The sequence below is a fragment of the Cellulomonas sp. P4_A2 genome (genome assembly GCF_056402515.1).
In genome coordinates this window covers 129,649-148,043 of record NZ_JBFUHG010000011.1, presented here as the reverse complement: position 1 = coordinate 148,043, position 18,395 = coordinate 129,649, and the positions used below count along the sequence as shown (strand labels likewise).

The 18,395-nt window shown below is 74.3% G+C and carries 14 protein-coding genes; 11 read left to right on the top strand and 3 right to left on the bottom strand.

The window, feature by feature from the left end:
* Positions 1-359 precede the first annotated feature (359 nt).
* The 6 genes from flgN to AC1DUE_RS12640 all read left to right on the top strand — a co-directional run bounded on the left by flgN (position 360) and on the right by AC1DUE_RS12640 (position 5,290).
* The gene (gene flgN / locus AC1DUE_RS12665) at positions 360-839 is read left to right on the top strand and encodes a flagellar export chaperone FlgN (protein WP_477039778.1); all 480 of its coding nucleotides are present in this window, start codon (positions 360-362) and stop codon (positions 837-839) included.
* Positions 840-852: 13 nt separating this feature from the next.
* Positions 853-2,325 carry a flagellar hook-associated protein FlgK gene (flgK, locus tag AC1DUE_RS12660; RefSeq protein ID WP_477039777.1) on the top strand — a complete coding sequence of 491 codons (1,473 nt, stop codon included), beginning with the start codon at positions 853-855 and terminating at the stop codon, positions 2,323-2,325.
* 17 nt (positions 2,326-2,342) lie between these two features.
* Complete coding sequence (flgL, locus tag AC1DUE_RS12655; protein ID WP_477039776.1) at positions 2,343-3,218, top strand: flagellar hook-associated protein FlgL; 876 nt, start codon at positions 2,343-2,345, stop codon at positions 3,216-3,218.
* Positions 3,215-3,667 (top strand): flagellar assembly protein FliW, encoded by a 453-nt coding sequence (locus AC1DUE_RS12650; protein WP_477039775.1) that lies wholly within the window; start codon positions 3,215-3,217, stop codon positions 3,665-3,667. The genes flgL and AC1DUE_RS12650 overlap by 4 nt, the downstream gene beginning before the upstream one ends.
* 94 nt (positions 3,668-3,761) lie before the next feature.
* On the top strand, positions 3,762-4,976 hold the full coding sequence (locus tag AC1DUE_RS12645; protein ID WP_477039774.1) for an EAL and HDOD domain-containing protein: 1,215 nt from the start codon (positions 3,762-3,764) through the stop codon (positions 4,974-4,976).
* 29 nt (positions 4,977-5,005) lie between these two features.
* Positions 5,006-5,290, top strand: coding sequence for a DUF2530 domain-containing protein (locus tag AC1DUE_RS12640; protein WP_477039773.1), 285 nt, complete (start codon positions 5,006-5,008; stop codon positions 5,288-5,290).
* 3 nt (positions 5,291-5,293) lie between these two features.
* On the opposite strand, the gene AC1DUE_RS12635 is transcribed toward AC1DUE_RS12640, so the two are convergent.
* Genes AC1DUE_RS12635 through AC1DUE_RS12625 form a run of 3 tightly spaced genes read right to left on the bottom strand, consistent with a single transcriptional unit; the run spans position 5,294 to position 10,094 of the window.
* Positions 5,294-8,551 (bottom strand): sacsin N-terminal ATP-binding-like domain-containing protein, encoded by a 3,258-nt coding sequence (locus AC1DUE_RS12635; protein WP_477039772.1) that lies wholly within the window; start codon positions 8,549-8,551, stop codon positions 5,294-5,296.
* Positions 8,548-9,708: a DUF3027 domain-containing protein gene (locus AC1DUE_RS12630; RefSeq protein ID WP_477039771.1), complete on the bottom strand. Its 1,161-nt coding sequence runs from the start codon at positions 9,706-9,708 to the stop codon at positions 8,548-8,550. Before AC1DUE_RS12630 ends, AC1DUE_RS12635 begins: the two co-directional genes overlap by 4 nt.
* Before the next feature lie 2 nt (positions 9,709-9,710).
* A complete protein-coding gene (locus tag AC1DUE_RS12625) occupies positions 9,711-10,094 on the bottom strand; it encodes a cold-shock protein (protein ID WP_028050704.1) in 384 nt (127 codons plus the stop codon).
* A gap of 158 nt (positions 10,095-10,252) precedes the next feature.
* Between AC1DUE_RS12625 and AC1DUE_RS12620 the strand changes: the two genes are divergently transcribed.
* From AC1DUE_RS12620 to AC1DUE_RS12600, 5 genes are all read left to right on the top strand, one after another.
* Entirely contained in the window at positions 10,253-10,702 is a 450-nt protein-coding gene (locus AC1DUE_RS12620; protein ID WP_477039770.1) for a TraR/DksA family transcriptional regulator, read from the top strand.
* A 189-nt stretch (positions 10,703-10,891) separates the two neighbouring features.
* Complete coding sequence (locus AC1DUE_RS12615) at positions 10,892-12,322, top strand: DUF222 domain-containing protein (RefSeq protein WP_477039769.1); 1,431 nt, start codon at positions 10,892-10,894, stop codon at positions 12,320-12,322.
* 120 nt (positions 12,323-12,442) lie between these two features.
* On the top strand, positions 12,443-13,708 hold the full coding sequence (locus tag AC1DUE_RS12610; protein ID WP_477039768.1) for an epoxide hydrolase family protein: 1,266 nt from the start codon (positions 12,443-12,445) through the stop codon (positions 13,706-13,708).
* A gap of 153 nt (positions 13,709-13,861) precedes the next feature.
* Positions 13,862-16,594, top strand: a complete 2,733-nt coding sequence (locus tag AC1DUE_RS12605) for a helicase-associated domain-containing protein (protein ID WP_477039767.1) — start codon at positions 13,862-13,864, stop codon at positions 16,592-16,594.
* Between the two features lie 58 nt (positions 16,595-16,652).
* The gene (locus AC1DUE_RS12600; protein WP_477039766.1) at positions 16,653-18,311 is read left to right on the top strand and encodes a DNA repair helicase XPB; all 1,659 of its coding nucleotides are present in this window, start codon (positions 16,653-16,655) and stop codon (positions 18,309-18,311) included.
* Positions 18,312-18,395: the final 84 nt, after the last annotated feature.

Below are 18,395 nucleotides of genomic sequence, written 5' to 3'. Positions count from 1 at the left end.
GGCTTGAGGATTCGTTCAAACCCGTGACCAATTGGAGCAACACCCGTTGGGAACACGCTCTCCACTGTTTGCCGCGTGATCACGCGGAACTTCGGCGCGGGTGCTGGCACCTGTCACAACACTCTGTGATGTAGATCACACTGTTCGGGTTGCCGAACTTGGACATCTGCACAATTGTCAGGGTTCAGTCACAGGGGAAGCGCTTGCTGAGACAAGTCACGGCCTGTGTCACCGCATATCGGACACTCGTGACAGAAGTCGTCACCCCAGATTCGTCACAATCGCAGGGCACCTGTCCGATAGGTGGATGCAGACGCACCCCGAGCCCGACCGGACCAGGGGAGGAAAGGAACCGGACCATGTCACTGACGCAGCTGTCCGACGTGCTGTGGCGCGAGCGGAACCTGCTGGAGCTCCTGCTGTTCAAGCTGGAGGAGGAGCAGATGATCCTCACCAGCGGGCGCACGCGGTGGCTCGGCCACGCCACGCGTGAGGTCGAGGCCGTCCTGGACGAGATCCGCGACGCCGAGCTCGGCCGTGCCGTGGAGGCCGACGAGGTCGCCAGGGTCGTCGGCCTGGAGCCGGGTGCCAGCCTCGCCGAGCTCGCCGACGCCGCTCCCGAGCCCTGGGACGAGCTGCTGCGCGCCCACCGCGACGCGTTCGCCACCCTGACCATGGAGATCTCGCAGCTGGCCGACGGGAACCGCGAGCTGCTCGCGATGTCGCACCGCGCCACCCAGGAGACGCTCCTGTCCCTCCAGGACGTCCACACCTATGACGGGTCCGGCCACGCCGCCCCGTCCCGAGCGGCGGCGCAGCTCGTCGACCGTTCGTTCTGAGACAGGGAACACAGTGAGCACCTTCTCCGGACTCGGCACCGCGCTCAGCTCGCTGATCGCGCAGCGCCAGGGCCTCGACGTCGCCGGCCAGAACGTGGCCAACGCCAACACGGTCGGCTACACCCGCCAGCGAGCGACGCTCGCCGCCCTGCCCTCGGCCAACGTGCCGTCGATGTTCTCGACGAACGACGGAGCCGGCCAGGGCGTGCGGGTCACCGGCATCGACCGGCTCGCCGACGCCTTCCTCGACGCCCGCCTGCGCACGCAGACGTCGGGCGCCTCCTACCTCAAGGCCCGCGCCGACGCCTACACGACGCTCGAGGGCAGCATCGGCGAGCCGGGCACCACCGGGCTCGCCAACCAGCTCTCCACCCTCTGGGGCGCGTGGGGCGATGTCGCCAACACCCCCGACAAGGGCTCGGCGCGCGCGGTGCTTCTCAACCAGGCGAACGCCGTCGTCGACCGCATCGCGACCCTGTACTCCGCGGCGGACACGCAGTGGACCCAGGCCCGCGCCACCACGGTCTCGCTCGTCGACCAGGTCAACACGACCGCGGCGGGCGTCGCCGACCTGAACGGCCGGATCCTCGACATCACGAACAGCGGCGGCTCGGCCAGCGAGCTCATGGACCAGCGCGACCAGCTGATCACGCAGCTGTCCGCGACGGTCGGCGCGTCGATCGTCGTGCAGCCGAACGGCCAGATGAACGTGCTCGTGGGCGGCAACGCCCTCGTCTCGGGCGTCCACGCGCACCCCCTCGCCGTCACCGGCGCGCAGGTGTTCAGCGAGGCGACGGGCGACGCCACGGCGGTCCCGCCGGTCGCCGGCACCGGCGTCCAGGTGGTCTGGGCCGAGCACCCCACCCGATCCGCGGCCCTCGACGGCGGCCGCGTGGCCGGCCTGCTCTCCGTGCTCGCCCCGCCGGACGCCACCGGCACGGGCGGCGTGCTCACCGAGGCGGCCGCCCGCTACGACGCGCTGGCGACGACGCTGGCCACCCAGGTCAACGCCCTGCACGGCACCGCGCTGACCGTCCCGACGCCGCCCGCCACCGTGGGCACCGCCGGGGGCGACTTCTTCACGTTCACCGCGGGACGTCCAGCGGCCCTCGGCCTCACCGTCGCGATCACCGACCCCGCAGGCGTGGCCGTGGGCGGCGCGGGCGGCGGCGCGCTCGACGGTTCGGTGGGCGCCGCGATCGCGGACCTCGCCAACGCGACCGGCGGCCCCAACGCCCAGTGGAGCAAGGCCGTCGTCGAGATCGGCTCCCGCACCGCGTCCGCGTCGTCGCGTGCCAAGGTGGCGGAGTCTGCCCGTGCGACCGCCGAGGCCGGCCAGCTCTCGCAGGCCAGCGTCGACACCGACGAAGAGACCGTGTCCATGTTGGCCTACCAGCGCGCGTACGAAGGTGCCGCCCGCGTGCTCACGGCCATCGACGAGATGCTCGACACCCTCATCAACCGCACCGGCGTGGTCGGGAGGTAGACACCGTGATCCCTCGAGTGACTCAGCAGACGGTCCAGCGGCAGACGCTGGCCAACCTTCAGGGCAACCTGTCGGCGATGGCGGCCCTGCAGGCGCAGATGTCGAGCGGCAAGAAGATCAGTGCGCCGTCCGACGACCCCGCGGGCGCCTCCGACCTCCTGCGCCTGCGCAGCGAGCAGCGCACGATCGCGCAGCACACGCGCAACGCGGCCGACGGCGGCTCGTGGCTCACCACGGTGGACACGGCGATGTCGACGTCCCTGGAGCAGCTGCGCCGGGCCCGCGACCTCGCGGTGCAGGGCGGCGACGGGGCCCTCGGGCAGACGTCGCGCGATGCTCTGGCCACGGAGATCGACGGGGTGAAGGCCTCGCTGCTCTCGCAGGCGAACACCACGTACCTGGGCCGCACGGTCTTCGCCGGCACGTCCAACGCCGGCATCGCGTTCGACCCGGCCACGTACACCTACACGGGCAGCCCCACAGCCGCGCCGGTCGAGCGGCGGGTCGGCCCGACGGCCACCGTGCGGGTCGACTCGGACGGTGCCGCGGTCTTCGGTGACGGCGCCACCTCGGTGTTCGCGCTGCTCGACCAGGTCTCCGCCACGCTCCGCGCCGGCGGCGACCCGACCGTCCACCTGGACGCGATCGACTCCCGCATGGAGGCGATGCTCACCGAGGTCGCGTCGGTCGGCGCCCGCCACGACCAGGTGCTCACCGCGACCTCGTCGCTCGGGGACTCGGACCTCAACGTGAAGTCGCAGCTGTCAGGGGTCGAGGACATCGACCTGGCCAAGATCATCATGGAGCTGCAGATGCAGGAGGTCGCCTACAACGGCGCACTCGGTGCGGCGGCCAAGGTGATCCAGCCTTCCCTGTCAGACTTCCTCCGATGAGCACGATCACGACCGGCCCCGCCGGAACCGTCCACGTCGCCGCCGGCCCCGGCGAGGACGTGGACGTGCCCGCGCTCCTCGAGCTCGTCGCGCCCCTGCCGGGCCTGCCCGGCCACCTGCGCTACGTCCTCGACCCGCTCGACGACGGCGGCGTCCTCTTCGCGCTGCGCAGCATCCCGGCCGACGACCAGGACGCGCCGATCCGGCTGTTCGTCGTGAGCCCGTCGATCCACTTCCCGGACTACACGCCGACCATCGACGCCGGCGCGCTCGAGTGGGAGGCCGTCGCCGAGTCGACGGTCGTGCTCGTCGTGGTCCACCCCGGGCTCGGCGACCAGGACGGCCCGACGGCCAACCTGCTCGCACCGCTCGTCGTCGACGCCCGGACCGGTTCGGCCGCCCAGATCGTGCTCGACGGCGACTGGCCCGTGCGCGCACCCGTCGGCTGACAGCTCTCACCCGCGTCCCTCGTCGCGAATCCTCACGTTCCGGTCCTCCCGACCGATGAGGAGGGTCAGCGACCAGGGCGACGGGGAGAACACAGTGCTTGGGAACGAGATCCAGACAGACCGCACCGTTCGGCGGGCGACGCTGCACCGGCAGCCGATCGTGAACCCGGACCGGTCCGTGTTCGGCTACGCCGTGCGCGGCGACGTCCCCGGCTCCGAGGGTGCGCTGGACTCCGACACGCTCGTGGAGAGCGCCCTCGACCTGGGCTACTCCACGCTGGACCCGCAGACGATCGCGGGCGACTTCCCGCTGATGCTCCGCGCGACGAGCGGCCTGCTCATCGGCGCGACCCCCCTGCCGCGCGCGCCCGGTGGCGTCATCCTCGAGCTCCCCCTGTGGCTCGCGTCGTACGCCGACATCGCGGCACGGCTGGTCGGGCTGCGTGCGCAGCGCGTCGGCCTGGCGATCGGCGACTACACCGGCGACCCGTCGCAGGACGGCATCCTGCCGCTGGTGGACTTCGTCAAGATCAACCTCGCCCGCAGCGCCGACGTCGCCGAGCTGGTGCGCCGCGCCCACGAGGCGGGCGCCCGCGTCATCGGCGAGCGCGCCGACACCGGCGAGACCGTCGCGCGCGCCCTTGAGCTGGGCATGGACCTGCTGCAGGGCCCGATGTTCGAGCGCCGGCAGGGCACGTCGACCCGTGACTTCACCGCTGGCGAGGCCCAGTGCCTCAACCTCGTGCGCGTGCTGTCCGCCGACCGGCCCGACCCCGAGGCCGTGGTGCGCACCATCTCGTCGGACCCCGAGCTGACCATGCGCGTCCTGCACCTGGTGAACTCCTCCGCGTCCGGCCTGCGCCGGCCCATCGACTCGGTCCGCCAGGCGGTCGTCCTGCTCGGTCCGCGCCAGCTGACCACGCTCGCCATGGCGTCCCTGATCAACGCCCAGCCCGCGACCGTCGGCACCCTGTGGTCGATCCTCGCGCGCGCCATCGCCTGCTACGCCCTGTCCGACTCGGGCGCCGGGTACACCGTCGGCCTGCTCTCCGCGGTCGCCCAGCAGCAGAACCTCTCGGTCGAGTCGCTGGTCAGCCGGTCCGGGGTGTCCGACGACATCGCGGACGCCCTGCGCGACCAGTCCGGGCCCTACGGTCCCGTGCTGGCCGCCGTCATGGCGCACGAGGAGAACGACATCGAGGGCGTCGCGGCCACCGGGCTCGAGCCGTGGGACGTCGCACACGCCTACCTCGCGGCCGTGCCGGAGGCCCTGGCCACCGCGACGTCGATGGCGGTCGCCACGCGCTGAGCCTCGCCGGCGCGGGCTACCCTCGTGCGGTGCCGTCGTCCCGCTCGTCCATGCTGAACCCCCGCCGCACCCCGCCGCCGCCGGTCCCGGTCAACTTCGGTCGGGTGATGCGCGTCGGCACGCTCGTGTGGGCGGTCGCGCTCGTCGTCACCGTCGTGCTCGCGGCGACCGGGTCGATCGCCTGGGACGCTGCCTGGGTCTGCGGCGTCGGCATCGTGCTCGGTCTGCTCGGCGCTCGCTGGGCCCGTCGGCACCCGCCGGAGACGTCCGAGGCTCCCCCGGCCCCGGCGGGCCCCGCCTCCTCGGTCGAGTAGCGCTCAGTCCTCGAGCGCGGCGTCCAGGGCCAGGTCCGCCGCACGCTCCGGCGCGACGAGCACCGCCTCGACCGCGCTGCGCGCCCACCACCGGCCGGCCGCCTGCGCCAGCCCTGCGGCGAGCCCCGCGACGTGCACGGTCCGCACCACGGCGTCCGGACCGGTACCGGTCACCCACCAGTCGACGGGCGAGCCGTCGACCGTGAGCTCCTCGTGCTCGACCCAGGTCACCGGTGCCCCCGGCAGCACGGCGGCCACCTCGGCGGGCACCGGCGTGACGACCCCGTCCTGGGCACGGTCCACCTGGCCCTCGGCGAGCTCCGACACCGCCGGCACGTCGAGCAGCCGCGCCAGCGCGTCCGCTCGGGCGGGCGTCGAGGGGATCATCGCGGCGACATCGGTGCGCTGCCACCACATCGGCTCGTCGGCCACGGCGGCGTCGTCGGCGTGCACCATCGCCACGCGACCGGGCGCGACGATCGCCGGGATCCGCTCGGGAGCGTCCGTCCAGGGGGACGCACCGCCGGCGTCGTCCAGCCGGCCCGCGGCGGCGGAGATCCCCCGCCACAGCGCGACGGCCGTCGACGCGTCCACAGAGGTCCCGGCCGGGCCGAGCGCGTCCAGCAGGTGGGTCCACGCCTGCGGTCCGAGGTCGTCGAGACCCCCGACGCCGCCGAGGGCCACCTGGACCGCGGTGTCGAGCCCACGCAGGAGCTCTGGGGCCGGCGGGAGCACCTCGCGCAGCCCGGCGGAGCCGTCGGCAGCGGCGTCGACCGCGAAGATGCCACCCAGCTCCGCGGGCCCGCGCTCGCGCAGCCACCAGGCCGTGTAGGACGACGCCGTCGCACCTCGCTCGCCGCGCACCGGCTCGAGGAGCGCCCGACGCAGGCCGGGTTCCGCGGCCAACCGGGCCAGGAGCTCGGGCCAGCGGTCGGGGTCGACGGCGTCGAGGTCGGCCACGGCGACCGCCTCGCCGACGTACTCGCCGACCCCCAGCGTCGCGGAGAGCGCCTCGAGGTACTCCGGCCACCCGTCGAGCGACTGCGCGGCCAGGCTCGCGTCGTCGGTGCCGTCCGGGTCGGACGCGGCCGGCTCCGCGACCACGTCGGCGAGCCGCACCAGGGCGAGGTCGTCGCGCACACCGGCGGCGACGAGCGTCGTCGGACCCCAGCGCTCCACCGCCTCCAGCGCGACGGGCGCGACGACGCGCGGGTCGAGGAGCGCGGCCGCCGTCCCGCCCGGCAGGACCAGCCCGTGCGCCGGCGTCGGCTCGCCGTCGGCCGCCGGAAGGGTGAGCAGGCCGAGCCACGCCGCGTCCGCCGCGAGAGCCCCGGGCGCGTCGCCGGGGTGGACGTCGCCGACGACCGCCCGCACGACCGCGAGGACGGCGTCGGTGACCTCGTCGGCGAGCTGGAGGTCGTCGTCGTCGGCCTGCTCGAGGACCGCGGCCCGCAGTGCGGGGTGCCGCAGCAGGCCGCGGGCGTCGGGGGCGTCCGCGCCCAGGCGGACCAGCAGCGGGTGCGCAGCGTGCGGGTCGACGACGCGCAGTCCCCAGCGGCCCAGGTCCCGCAGCGCGTCCGCGCCGACGGCCTCGGCGACGTCCGCGTCGAGCACCACGAGCCCGCGTGCCCCGCGGACCACCCGGCCGTCGGCGAGCGGGACGGGCAGCGCGCCCAGCGCCTCCCGGTCGCGCACGTCGTCGGCGTGCGGTGCGAGGGCGTCGTACAAGGATGCCCAGCCGCCGTCGCCGACCGCGGGGAGCTCCTCGACGACGTCGGCCAGCCCGCGCACCTCGACGCCGAGGACACGGGCCTGCGCCTCCCGGCCCGCGGGCACCACGACGAGTCCGCCGATCCGACGGCCCAGCGCGGCGACCGCCCGCACGTCCTGCCCCGCGGGTCCCGCGAGCATGACCGCCCGGCTCGGCGCGAGGAGAGTCCGGTTGGACTGGGTCTCGTCGACCGTGTCCTTGTCCGTGCCTGCGGCTTCCTTCGCGTCCTTGTCCGGGCCCGCGTGCATGTCCGGGATCGCGTTCCTGTCCGGGCTCGCGTCCCTGTCCGGGCCTGCGTCCCTGTCCGGGCCTGCCGCCGACGCGCGGACGAGCAGCGGGGTGCGCGAGAGCCGCTCGACGATCCGCTCGTGCAGCGCGCCGTCCAGGGCGCCCGACGGCAGGCCCATGGGCACCAGCGCGAGCGCCTCCCCGGAGTCGCCCGCGAGGGCGCGTTCGTGCGCGAGGCGGGCGTAGGCGTCCGCGGCGTGGTCGAGCACCGCGTCGGTCAGCCGACCAGCGGCCACGTGCCGGCGGGTCGGGTCGAGCGGCAGGGTCGCGACGAGGAGCGCGGGAACCGTGCACGGCTCGTCGGTCGGCGTCGGCGCGTGGACCACGCGCGCCCAGCCGGCCTGGCCCCGAGGCACGGCCCACGTGACGCGCCAGGTCCGGGCGCTGCGCTCCTCGACGGGCCGGTCCGCCAGCAGGTCGAGGCCGAGCTCCCCCTGTGCCGACAGGACGGTCCAGCGGTCCTGCACGTCCGCGACCCGACGGTTCGGCGCGTCGGAGGTGTTGTCCTCGACCAGGATCTCGACCAGGCCGGGCAGCGCGAGCAGCAGCGGGTCGCCGACGTCGTGCAGGAGGCCGCGCACCTCGTCGGCGGCGACCTCGTCGCGCAGCTCCAGCACGACGGCCGTGTCGTATCCGGCGGGCGGGCGACCGGCCGCGGGGAATGGCAGGCGCAGCGCGGGCAACGAGCCGTCGCGGCGTCGCACCTCGTCGTCGAGCCCGGGGTTGTCCGCCGACGCCTCCGCCAGCAGGCCGGACGTGTCGCGGGCCGAGAAGCGCACGCCTCCGGTCGTCGACAGCAACGAGATCTCGTCGGACACCGCCCGGACCGCGGCGAAGCCGACCCCGAACCTCCCGACCACCTGCGCACCCGCCGGGCCGTCGCCCCGCTTCGAGGACGCCCGCATCGACGACAGGGAGGCCACGCCGTCCGCGTCGAGCGGGTCGCCGGTGTTCGCCGCGACGAGGACGAGGGTGCCGTCGTCGGAGCGGTCGAGCCGCAGCAGCAGCCGGCCGGGCACCTCGGCGCGCACGGCCGCGTCGGCGGCGTTCTGCGCGAGCTCGACGACCACGCGGTCGCGGTAGTACCCGCGGGCGTGGTCCTCCTCGGTGTTGGCGTCCTCCCGCAGCCGCGCGGGCGAGGCACGCCACGCCCCCAGGACAGCAGCTCGGAGGGCTGCCGTCCCGAAGGCGTCCGCGGTCACGACTCGGGGGTGGTCGAGGCGTCGAGCTCGTCGGAGGCGTCTGCGGGGCCGGTGTCGGGGCCGTCTGTGTCGGACGGCTCGGTCTCCGCGACGTCCGGGTCACCGGTGGCCCCGACGGCCTCCGGCTCGGACGCGACGGTCTCACCGACGACGTCGGCCGGCGCCGCTGCCTCGAGCGCGCCGGTCTCGTCGAGTGCGTCGACGGCCGGCTCGGGCTGGGGCTCGGGCTCGGTCGATGCCGCGTCGTCGACCGCGTCGACCGGGCCGGACACCGCGGCCAGGATGGCCTCCGCGACGAGCTCCGCGGCTTCCTCGGGCGTCACCTTCGCGACGTCCTCGGGCGCTTCGTCGGCAACCTCGGGCGCCTCATCGGCAACCTCGGGTGCCGCTGCTGCGACCGCGACCGCCACCGGCGGGACCAGCTCGAGCTTGAGCTCGTCGATGAGGGGGTCCGGCGACGGCCATTCGGTCGGCGGAGCCTCGGCGTCGGTCTCGGAGTGCGCACCGCAGCCGTGGTCCAGGCTGACGACCATGCCGTCGTCGGGCGACCACTCGTTGGCGCAGACACCGAACACGGTGCCGAGCGCACCCTGCAGCGGGATCAGGAAGCCGCAGCTGTAGCAGGCGGCTGCCGAGGCGACCGCCCCGGCGCTCGTCGGACCGTGCGCGCCGCGGTACCAGCGCTCGGCGGCCTCGTCGCGACCCTCCGGGGAGAGCACCCGGACGCGGGCCAGGGCGAGCTCGTCGATCGCGACGGAGTCGAGCTCGGGGTCGCCGGACGGGGTCCAGCCGGGCTCGAGCCGCGGGTCGTCGGCGCGGAAGGGAAGGACGTCGCCGGGGCCGATGTCGCCCGGGCGGATGCGCTCGGACCACGGCAGCCAGGCCTCGCCGAGGACCGCGTCGGGCCCGGGCAGCAGCTCGGCCTCGCAGACGGTGGCGGTGCGGCCGCGCGGGACGCGGGCGACGGTGACGGTCCACTCCCAGCCGCGGTAGCCCTTGGCGGTCGAGGCGAACCGGTGCGAGACCAGGCGCTCCCCCTCGACGACCAGGCCGAGGTACTCGCCGACGTCGGCGGGGTCCTCCGCGAGCTCGACGGCGACCTCGCGGGCGAGGTCGACCGCGGAGCCGAGAACGGCGTCCTTCGTCGCTGCGGGCATGCTCAGGCCTCGATGTCGTCGGCGACGGCGCGCAGCAGGGTGGCGTACTGGGTGCCGCGGGCCTTCTCGGGGTAGCGGCCACGACGCAGGTCGTTGCCGATCTTGTCGAGGACCTTGATGAGGTCCTCGATGATGACGGCCATGTCCTCGGCGGGCTTGCGGGCGGCCTTCGCGACGGACGGGACGGGGTCGAGGAGCTTCACCGAGAGGGCCTGCGGGCCCCGCCGGCCGTCGGCCACGCCGAAGTCGACCTTGGCGCCGGGCTTCGGTGCCGTGACACCCTCGGGCAGCGCGGAGGCGTGCAGGAACACCTCGCCGCCGTCGTCGCTGGCGATGAACCCGAAGCCGCGCTCGGTGTCGAACCACTTGACCTTGCCGGTAGGCACGGTGAACCCCTGTCCTGTGTAAGAGACGTACCGACCAAGGCTACCGGCCCATACACCTCCAGGGCGCATCGCCGCCGGTGGGAGGGTCCGGGGCGCGCGCGTGTCGGACCTCGGGCCGATGCTGGGAGGCCGGGTCCGACGACGAGAGGTGGTGGCCGGTGACTCCCGACGACGAGCTGCGCGACCACGGTCCCGGCCGCCGTCGTGCCGACGACCCGGCTCAGGACGATGCGACTCCCGCAGCTGCTGCTGCCGGCGTGCTCCCCCGTCCGTCGGCGCGAGCGCGCCTGACTGCGCTGCGCGTCTCCACCGTCGAGACGTTGGCCGCGCTCGAGAGCACGCACCGGTCGGTCGTCGACGCCTCGCGCGACAGCAACGCCGACGACGAGCACGACCCCGAGGGTTCGACGATCGCGTTCGAACGCGCCCAGGTCGAGGCGCTCGCCCGCCAGAGCGCGGCGAAGGTTGCGGCGATCGACGCCGCGCTGGACCGGGTCGATGCCGGCACCTACGGCATCTGCGCGAGCTGCGGGCGCCCGATCCCGGAGGCTCGCCTCGAGGCGCGTCCGACCGCCACGACGTGCGTCGAGTGCGTCGCGCGTTCTTGACCCTGTGGACGGCGGTCATTGAAATGGGGCTGTGGACGGCTCGATTGCTCTCATTCCCCGTGATTGTTCGACGCTCTGGCCTGCAAGGACACCCCACGACTGAGTGTCAGTGCCTCCTGGAACACTTCTCGACAACGACATCAGCAGCGGAATTCCTGCAGGAATGGCGCACATTCAGGGGGTGGTGCAGTGACGATCGAGACGACCGCGAACGGCCGCGCCCCCGTGCCGCGCGAGTCGGTCCGGGACGCGCTCGAAGGCTTGGCCTCCCTCGTCGGGTCGCTCGCCCACCTGACCGACCCGGCCGCGCCGGGACGTGTCGAGGGAGCCACGGCGGCGGCGGTCGTGACCGAGGCGTTGGCGCTGGCCGGGCGGCTGACGGCGATCGCTGCACGGACGATCGCCGTGGTCGAGGCGGACGGCTGGTGGGTCCTGGACGCGCGCAACCGCTCGATCACCTCGTGGGTGGCCGCACACGGACGCGTCCCGCACGGGCAGGCGTCACGACTCGTCGGGCTGGGACGGGCGATGCGCGACCACCTGCCCGCCACCGCGGCAGAGGTCGTCGCCGGAGCCGTGTCGGTCGAGGCAGCGCACCTGCTCGCGTCGCTCACCACGACCACCGATGCGCGGCGCGGGGCTCTCGCCGCACCGGCGGGCGAGTGCGGTGAGGAGTTCCTGGTGGAGCACGCACGGGTGCTGCCGGTCGCGTCGCTGCGGCTGCTGGCACGCCGTTGGGCCGCGCAGGCCGATCCCGAGGCCGACGAGCGCGGGTATCGCGACGCCCAGGAGGCGGAGTACCTGGACCTGGCCGACACCACCGAGGGCTGTCGTCTGTCCGGGTTCCTCACCACCGAGCACGGCCACGCCCTGCGAGCCGCGCTGGCGGCCCTGACCGACCGCAGCTCGGGGTGCGCCGGCCTGACGGCGGCCCGCAAGCGCGCCACAGCCCTGACGACGATGGTCCGGTCCGTCCTCGACAACGACCTGACCGGCGCCACCGGGACGCACCGCCCGCAGATCAGCGTCGTCGCGGACCTGGACACCCTGACCCGCGCGCTCACGCGGGGCTCGCTCGGTGGAACCAGCTTCGAGGCACAACCCGCGGCGACGGTCCGACCCCGCGCGCGCGACGGCGGATCCGGCGCGCGTTCGCGCTGTGAGCCCGACGACGTGCCTTTGGCTGCCAGGCCCGCGCCGATCGGCGACGTCGAACGCTTCGCCGTCGCGGAGCTGGTCGGCACGGGCCCTGTCCCGGACTCAGTCCTTGCCCGGCTCGCCTGCGACTCGACGATCACCCGCGTCGTGTTCGGTCCGCAGTCCCAGGTGCTCGACGTCGGCCGCTCCGAGCGCACCTACACCGGCCACAAGCGCCGGGCGATCATTGCCCGCGACCTGCCCTGCCAGGCCCCCGACTGCGATGCGCCGCCAGCCCTGTCCGAGATCCACCACACCGAGCACTGGGCTCGCGACAACGGGACGACCGATGTCGCGACGGGCTGTCTCCTGTGCTGGTCCCACCACGCCTGGGTGCACGACGACCTCATCACCGTCCGTCAGACCCGGGGCCGGTGGACCTTCACCGACCGTCACGGCCAACCGATCCCGAACACGAGCTGACGAGGAGCAGATGGCGATGATCACGAGAGTCGCATGCGGAGGGGCGCCCGCGCAGCGGGCACACCATCCGCCCGACATTCGCCGCGACCGCGGCCGGACACGAGTCGTAGCGTGACTGCCATGTCGGACGCTCTGCCACGCCCCGAGCCGTTCACGCTGCCGATCGACGAGGCAGCGGTCGAGGACCTCCGCCGCCGTCTGCGGGCGACGCGCTGGCCGGACGCGCCGGAGGACGCCGGGTGGTCGGCGGGGACCGACGTCGACTACCTGCGCGAGCTCGTCGACTACTGGGCCGACGGGTTCGACTGGTCGGCGCAGGTGGCCGAGCTCGGGCGGCTGCCGCACTTCCGCGTCCCGCTGGACGGTCTCGGTATCCACGTCGTGCATGCTCGAGCAGCCACTCCGAGCTCGAGCGCGTCGGCTCCTGCGAGCGCAGGCGCGCCGACGACTCCGGGCACCGGCTCGGCGGCAGCTCCGGGCGCCTCGAGCGCGGGCGGCTCCGTCCCCGCCCTGCCGCTGGTCCTCTGCCACGGGTGGCCGGACTCGTTCTGGCGCTACACCAAGGTGATCCCGTTGCTGACGGACCCGGGCGCGCACGGCGCCGACCCCGCGGACGCGTTCGACGTGGTCGTCCCCGACATGCCGGGCTTCGGCTACTCCGACCGCCCGACGGGTCCGGCGCTCGACTCGGTCGGGGTCGCGGGCCTGTGGGCCGAGCTGATGAGCGCGCTCGGCTACTCCAGGTTCGGTGCGGCGGGCGGTGACATGGGCAGCCACGTCAGCCGGTACCTCGCGCTGGACCATCCCGACCGGGTCGTCGCGGTGCACCGCACGGACGCCGGCATCCCGAGGTTCCAGGGCGACCTCGCCGAGCTGGACCCGCTGGAACGGGCGTGGATGCAGGAGGCCGCACGCTGGCTCGCCGACGAGGGCGCCTACGGCGCGATCCACCGGACCAAGCCGCAGACGGCTGCCGTCGGGCTCAACGACTCCCCCGCGGGGCTCGCGTCGTGGATCGTCGAGAAGCTCCGGGCCTGGAGCGACTGCGGCGGCGACGTCGAGCGCAGCTTCACCAAGGACGAGATCCTCACCAACGTCACGATCTACTGGCTCACCCAGACGATCGGCTCGTCGATGCGCATGTACCGCGCGAACGCCGCCACCCCGCCTGCCCAGCTCACTCGCCGGGTCGAGGTCCCGTCGGGCTTCTCGCTGTTCGCGGGCGACGTGGTCCGGCCCCCGCGGCCGTGGCTCGAGCGCACCACGAACCTCGTCCGCGTGACGGAGCCGCCACGGGGTGGGCACTTCGCGGCCTTCGAGGAGCCCGAGCTGTACGCGCAGGAGCTGCGGGAGTTCTTCCGACCGTTCCGACAGGCCGTGGACTGACAGCAGGGCCATGACCGAGGCGCCGACGAGGTCGACGAGGGGAGCACGACGACCGCCCGCTGGGCCCGCCGGAGCGCCCCGGCTCGTTACCGTCGGGTAACCAGATCGCCCTGACCGACGTGCGACGCACCGCACCCACGTATCGTTGACCGGATGTCCTCCTTCATCGGCTATCTGCGCGATCGCAGCGACGACGAGCTCGTCGCGCTCCTGCGCAGCCGGCCGGACCTGGCGTCACCGTCACCGGCCACGTTGTCGTCGCTGGCGGTGCGCGCGACCAGCCGTTCGAGCCTCGAGCGGGCGCTCGCAGGCTCGGACGCGAGCGTCCTGCAGGTACTGGAGGCCGTCACGGCGCTGAGCGACGGGGGCACGGTCCACGCGACCGACCTGCCGGCCGCCGTCGGCGCGACGACCGACGCGGAGGTGGCCGTCGTCGAACGCGCGCTGCGCCTCGCCGTGGTCGCCGCGCTCGTCTACCCCGACGACGACGCGACGGAGCCCTCTGCGGACGAGCCCGATGCGGCGACGTCCCACGAGCCCGGGAGCGCGAGCCAGTCCGGCGCGGTGCTCGTCCCGTCGCCCGGCCTGGCGGAGATCCTCGGTCCCTACCCGGCCGGCCTCGCGGGCCCCGACGCCGGCAACCGTCGCGCGGCCGTCGCCCCGATGGAGCAGCCGACCCCCGACGAGATCCCCGCGCTCCTGGACGCCGCCCCGACGGGAGCGCGACCGGTCCTGGACGCGCTCCTGTGGGGCCCGCCGATCGGCCTGGCCCCGTCGAACAACACGGCCGCCGCGGCGGCCGTCGACTGGTTGCTGCGCCGCCGTCTCCTCGCACCGGGCGACGCCCGGCACGTCGTCCTGCCCCGGACGGTCGCCCTCACGCTGCGGGGCGGCCGCACGCACGCCTCCCCCGCCACCCCGCCGGCGACCCCGCACGGCGCCGCGCACCGCCCGCCCGCTCTCGTCGCGGCGGAGTCGGCCTCGGCCGGCGAACGGTCGGTCCTGCTCGTCGCGCGCCTGATCCGCCTCTGGGAGCAGAACCCGCCGAGCGTCCTGCGCGGCGGCGGCCTCGGCGTGCGCGAGCTGCGCCGGGCCGCCCAGCTGCTCGAGGTCGACGAGGCGGAGGCCGCCTTCGTCATCGAGCTCACGGGCGCCGCGGGCTTCCTTGCCGACGACGGCGAGGACGCACCGTCCTTCGCGCCGACCGTCGCCGTCGACGAGTGGTCGGCGCGCGACGTGCCCGACCGCTGGGCGACCCTGGCGCGCACGTGGACCACCATGCTGCGCACGCCGTGGCTCGTCGGCGGTCGCGACGAACGCGGCGGGGTGCGCGCGGCACTCGACCCGGAGCTGCAGCGCACCTGGGCACCACGGCTGCGCCGGTCGGTGCTCGACGTCCTCGCCGAGACGGAGCCCGGCACCGCGCTCGACCCCGCGAGCGTCCTGGCGGTCCTGCGCTGGCGCACACCGCGCTCGGTCCCGCCCCTCGCGGCCATCTCGGCCGTGCTGGTGGAGGCCGGACGGCTGGGCATCGTCGGTGCCGGTGCGCTCTCCGACGCCGGCCGCGCGCTGCTCGCCGAGTCGGCTCCGCTGGTCGGCGCCACGGCGGACGTGCCGGACCCGGCCGACGCCCTCGCCGCGGCCCTGCCGCGTGCCGTCGACGAGATCCTCCTGCAGGGAGACCTCACGGGCGTCGTCCCGGGCCGCCCGAGCCCCGAGCTCGAGGACCTCCTCGACCGGAGCACCCACGTCGAGTCGCGCGGGGGCGCCCTCACGGTGCGGTTCACCCCGGACTCGGTCCGACGAGCCCTCGACGCCGGCGCCACGGCGGACGGACTCCTGAGCGAGCTCGCCGCGCACTCGCGCGGACCGGTGCCCCAGCCGCTCGAGTACCTGGTGCGGGACGCCGCTCGACGCCACGGTCGGCTCCGGGCCGGCTCGGCGTCGAGCTATCTGCGCGCCGACGACCCGTCGCTGCTGGCCGGGCTCGCGGAGGACAGCCGGCTGTCGTCCCTGGGACTGGTGCGCCTCGCGCCGACCGTCCTGGCCTCGCAGGCGCCGGCCCGCGAGCTCGTCGACGCGCTCCGGGCCCACGGGCTCGCCCCCGTCGTCGAGGGTCCCGACGGTCAGGTGCTGCACGTCGTGGCCTCGGTGCGGCGGGTCGGGCGCCGAGGTGCCGCCGCCGCTCGTCGCCGCGAGGCGCCGCCCGCCCGCGAGCAGGTGTCCGACGAGCGGCTCCTCGCGCTGGTGCCGCAGCTGCGCCGCGCGGAGGAGGAGCGACGGATCGACGAGTCCGAGCGCCTCCCGGGCGGCCTCCTGCCCGCTCCGCGGCCCTCGACGCCCGGGTCGCTGACGCCCGCGACCGGCCTCGCGGCTGCGACCGGCTCGGTCCGCTCGACGGACAGCGGCACGAGCACGAGCACCGGCTCGAGCACGAGCACCGGCTCGAGCACGAGCACGGCGTCGACCAGTGGCTCGTCGACCAGCACCCGTCTCCTCGACGACCAGGACGACGACGACAACCGTTCACCGTCGTCACCGACCCGCGCCGAGGCGGCCGCCCCGGCCCCCGAGGGAACAGCCGACCCGGTCGACGCGTTGGTGCTCCTGCGCGAGGCGGCAGCCGAGAAGGTGGCGGTCTGGGTCGAGCTCGTCGGATCGAGCGGCGTCCCCGACCGCCGACTGCTCCGGCCGCTCCGCGTCGAAGGTGGTCGCCTGCGGGCGATCGACCCCGCCCGCGAGTCCGAGCTCACGGTCGCGGTGCACCGCATCGCGTCGGTCACCCGCGACACCCCCGCACCACCCGCACCCCGACCGACCGACGACCCACCGGACGACGTCTTCCCCGACGACGTCCGCGCGCACCGGGACGCACGCCGACTCTGACCGCGTCGACGACCCGCAGCACGACCCCAGCAAGCCCCACGACCACCGAGGAGTCCACGTGACCGACGGCCCCCTGATCGTGCAGAGCGACAAGACGCTCCTGCTCGAGGTCGACCACGACCAGGCGGAGGCCTGCCGCCGCGCGATCGCCCCGTTCGCGGAGCTCGAGCGCGCCCCGGAGCACGTGCACACCTACCGCCTGACCCCGCTGGGCCTGTGGAACGCGCGCGCCGCGGGCCACGACGCCGAGCAGGTCGTCGACGTCCTGCTCGAGTACAGCCGCTACCCCGTCCCGCACGCGCTGCTGGTCGACGTCGCCGACACGATGTCCCGCTACGGCCGTCTGCAGCTGATCCAGGACCCGGTGCACGGCCTGATCCTGCACGCGCTCGACCCGGCGGTCCTGGTCGAGGTGGTCCGCTCGAAGCGCACCGCGGGCCTGCTCGGCGCCCGCATCGACGCGACCGACGTGATCGTCCACCCCTCCGAGCGCGGCCACCTCAAGCAGGTGCTGCTGAAGCTCGGCTGGCCCGCCGAGGACCTCGCGGGCTACGTCGACGGCGAGGCGCACCAGATCGACCTCCTCGAGGACGGCTGGCACCTGCGGCCCTACCAGAAGCAGGCCGTCGACGGCTTCTTCCACGGCGGCTCAGGCGTCGTCGTGCTCCCCTGCGGCGCGGGCAAGACCCTCGTCGGCGCGGGTGCGATGGCCCGTTCGTCGACGACGACCCTGATCCTCGTCACCAACACCGTCTCGGCACGGCAGTGGCGCGACGAGCTGATCAAGCGCACCTCGCTGACCGAGGACGAGATCGGCGAGTACTCCGGTGCCCGCAAGGAGATCCGCCCGGTCACCATCGCGACCTACCAGGTCCTGACGACGAAGCGGAAGGGCGTCTACACGCACCTCGAGCTGCTCGACGCCCGCGACTGGGGTCTCGTGGTCTACGACGAGGTCCACCTCCTGCCGGCCCCGATCTTCCGCATGACCGCCGACCTGCAGGCCCGCCGACGCCTCGGCCTGACCGCCACCCTCGTGCGCGAGGACGGCCGCGAGGACGAGGTGTTCAGCCTCATCGGACCCAAGCGGTTCGACGCCCCGTGGAAGGACATCGAGGCGCAGGGCTACATCGCGCCGGCCGACTGCGTGGAGGTGCGTCTGACGCTTCCCGACGCCGACCGCATGGCCTACGCGACCGCGGAGCCGGAGGAGAAGTACCGGCTCGCTGCGACCGCCAAGGGCAAGAACCGGGTGGTCGAGCAGCTCGTCGCCAAGCACGAGGGCGACCCGACGCTCGTCATCGGCCAGTACCTCGACCAGCTCCACACGCTCGCGGAGCACATCGGCGCCGACCTGATCACCGGCGAGACTCCTGTCCGCGAGCGCCAGCGCCTCTTCGACGCCTTCCGGGAGGGCGAGATCACCAAGCTCGTCGTGAGCAAGGTGGCCAACTTCTCGATCGACCTCCCCGAGGCGAGCGTCGCCATCCAGGTGTCCGGCTCGTTCGGCTCCCGGCAGGAGGAGGCGCAGCGCCTCGGCCGGATCATGCGCCCCAAGGCCGACGGCCGCACCGCCCACTTCTACACCGTGGTCGCGCGGGACACCGTCGACCAGGACTTCGCGGCGCACCGACAGCGGTTCCTGGCCGAGCAGGGCTACGCCTACTCGATCGTCGACGCCGAGGACCTCGGGCTGGACCCGGTCGAGCGCGACTGACCGCAGCCGTCGCCGACGGCCCCCGACCCGCCAGGTCCAACTGCCCGGGGAGCCGTCGGTGCCGTCCGACGCCCTCGGGCCGGA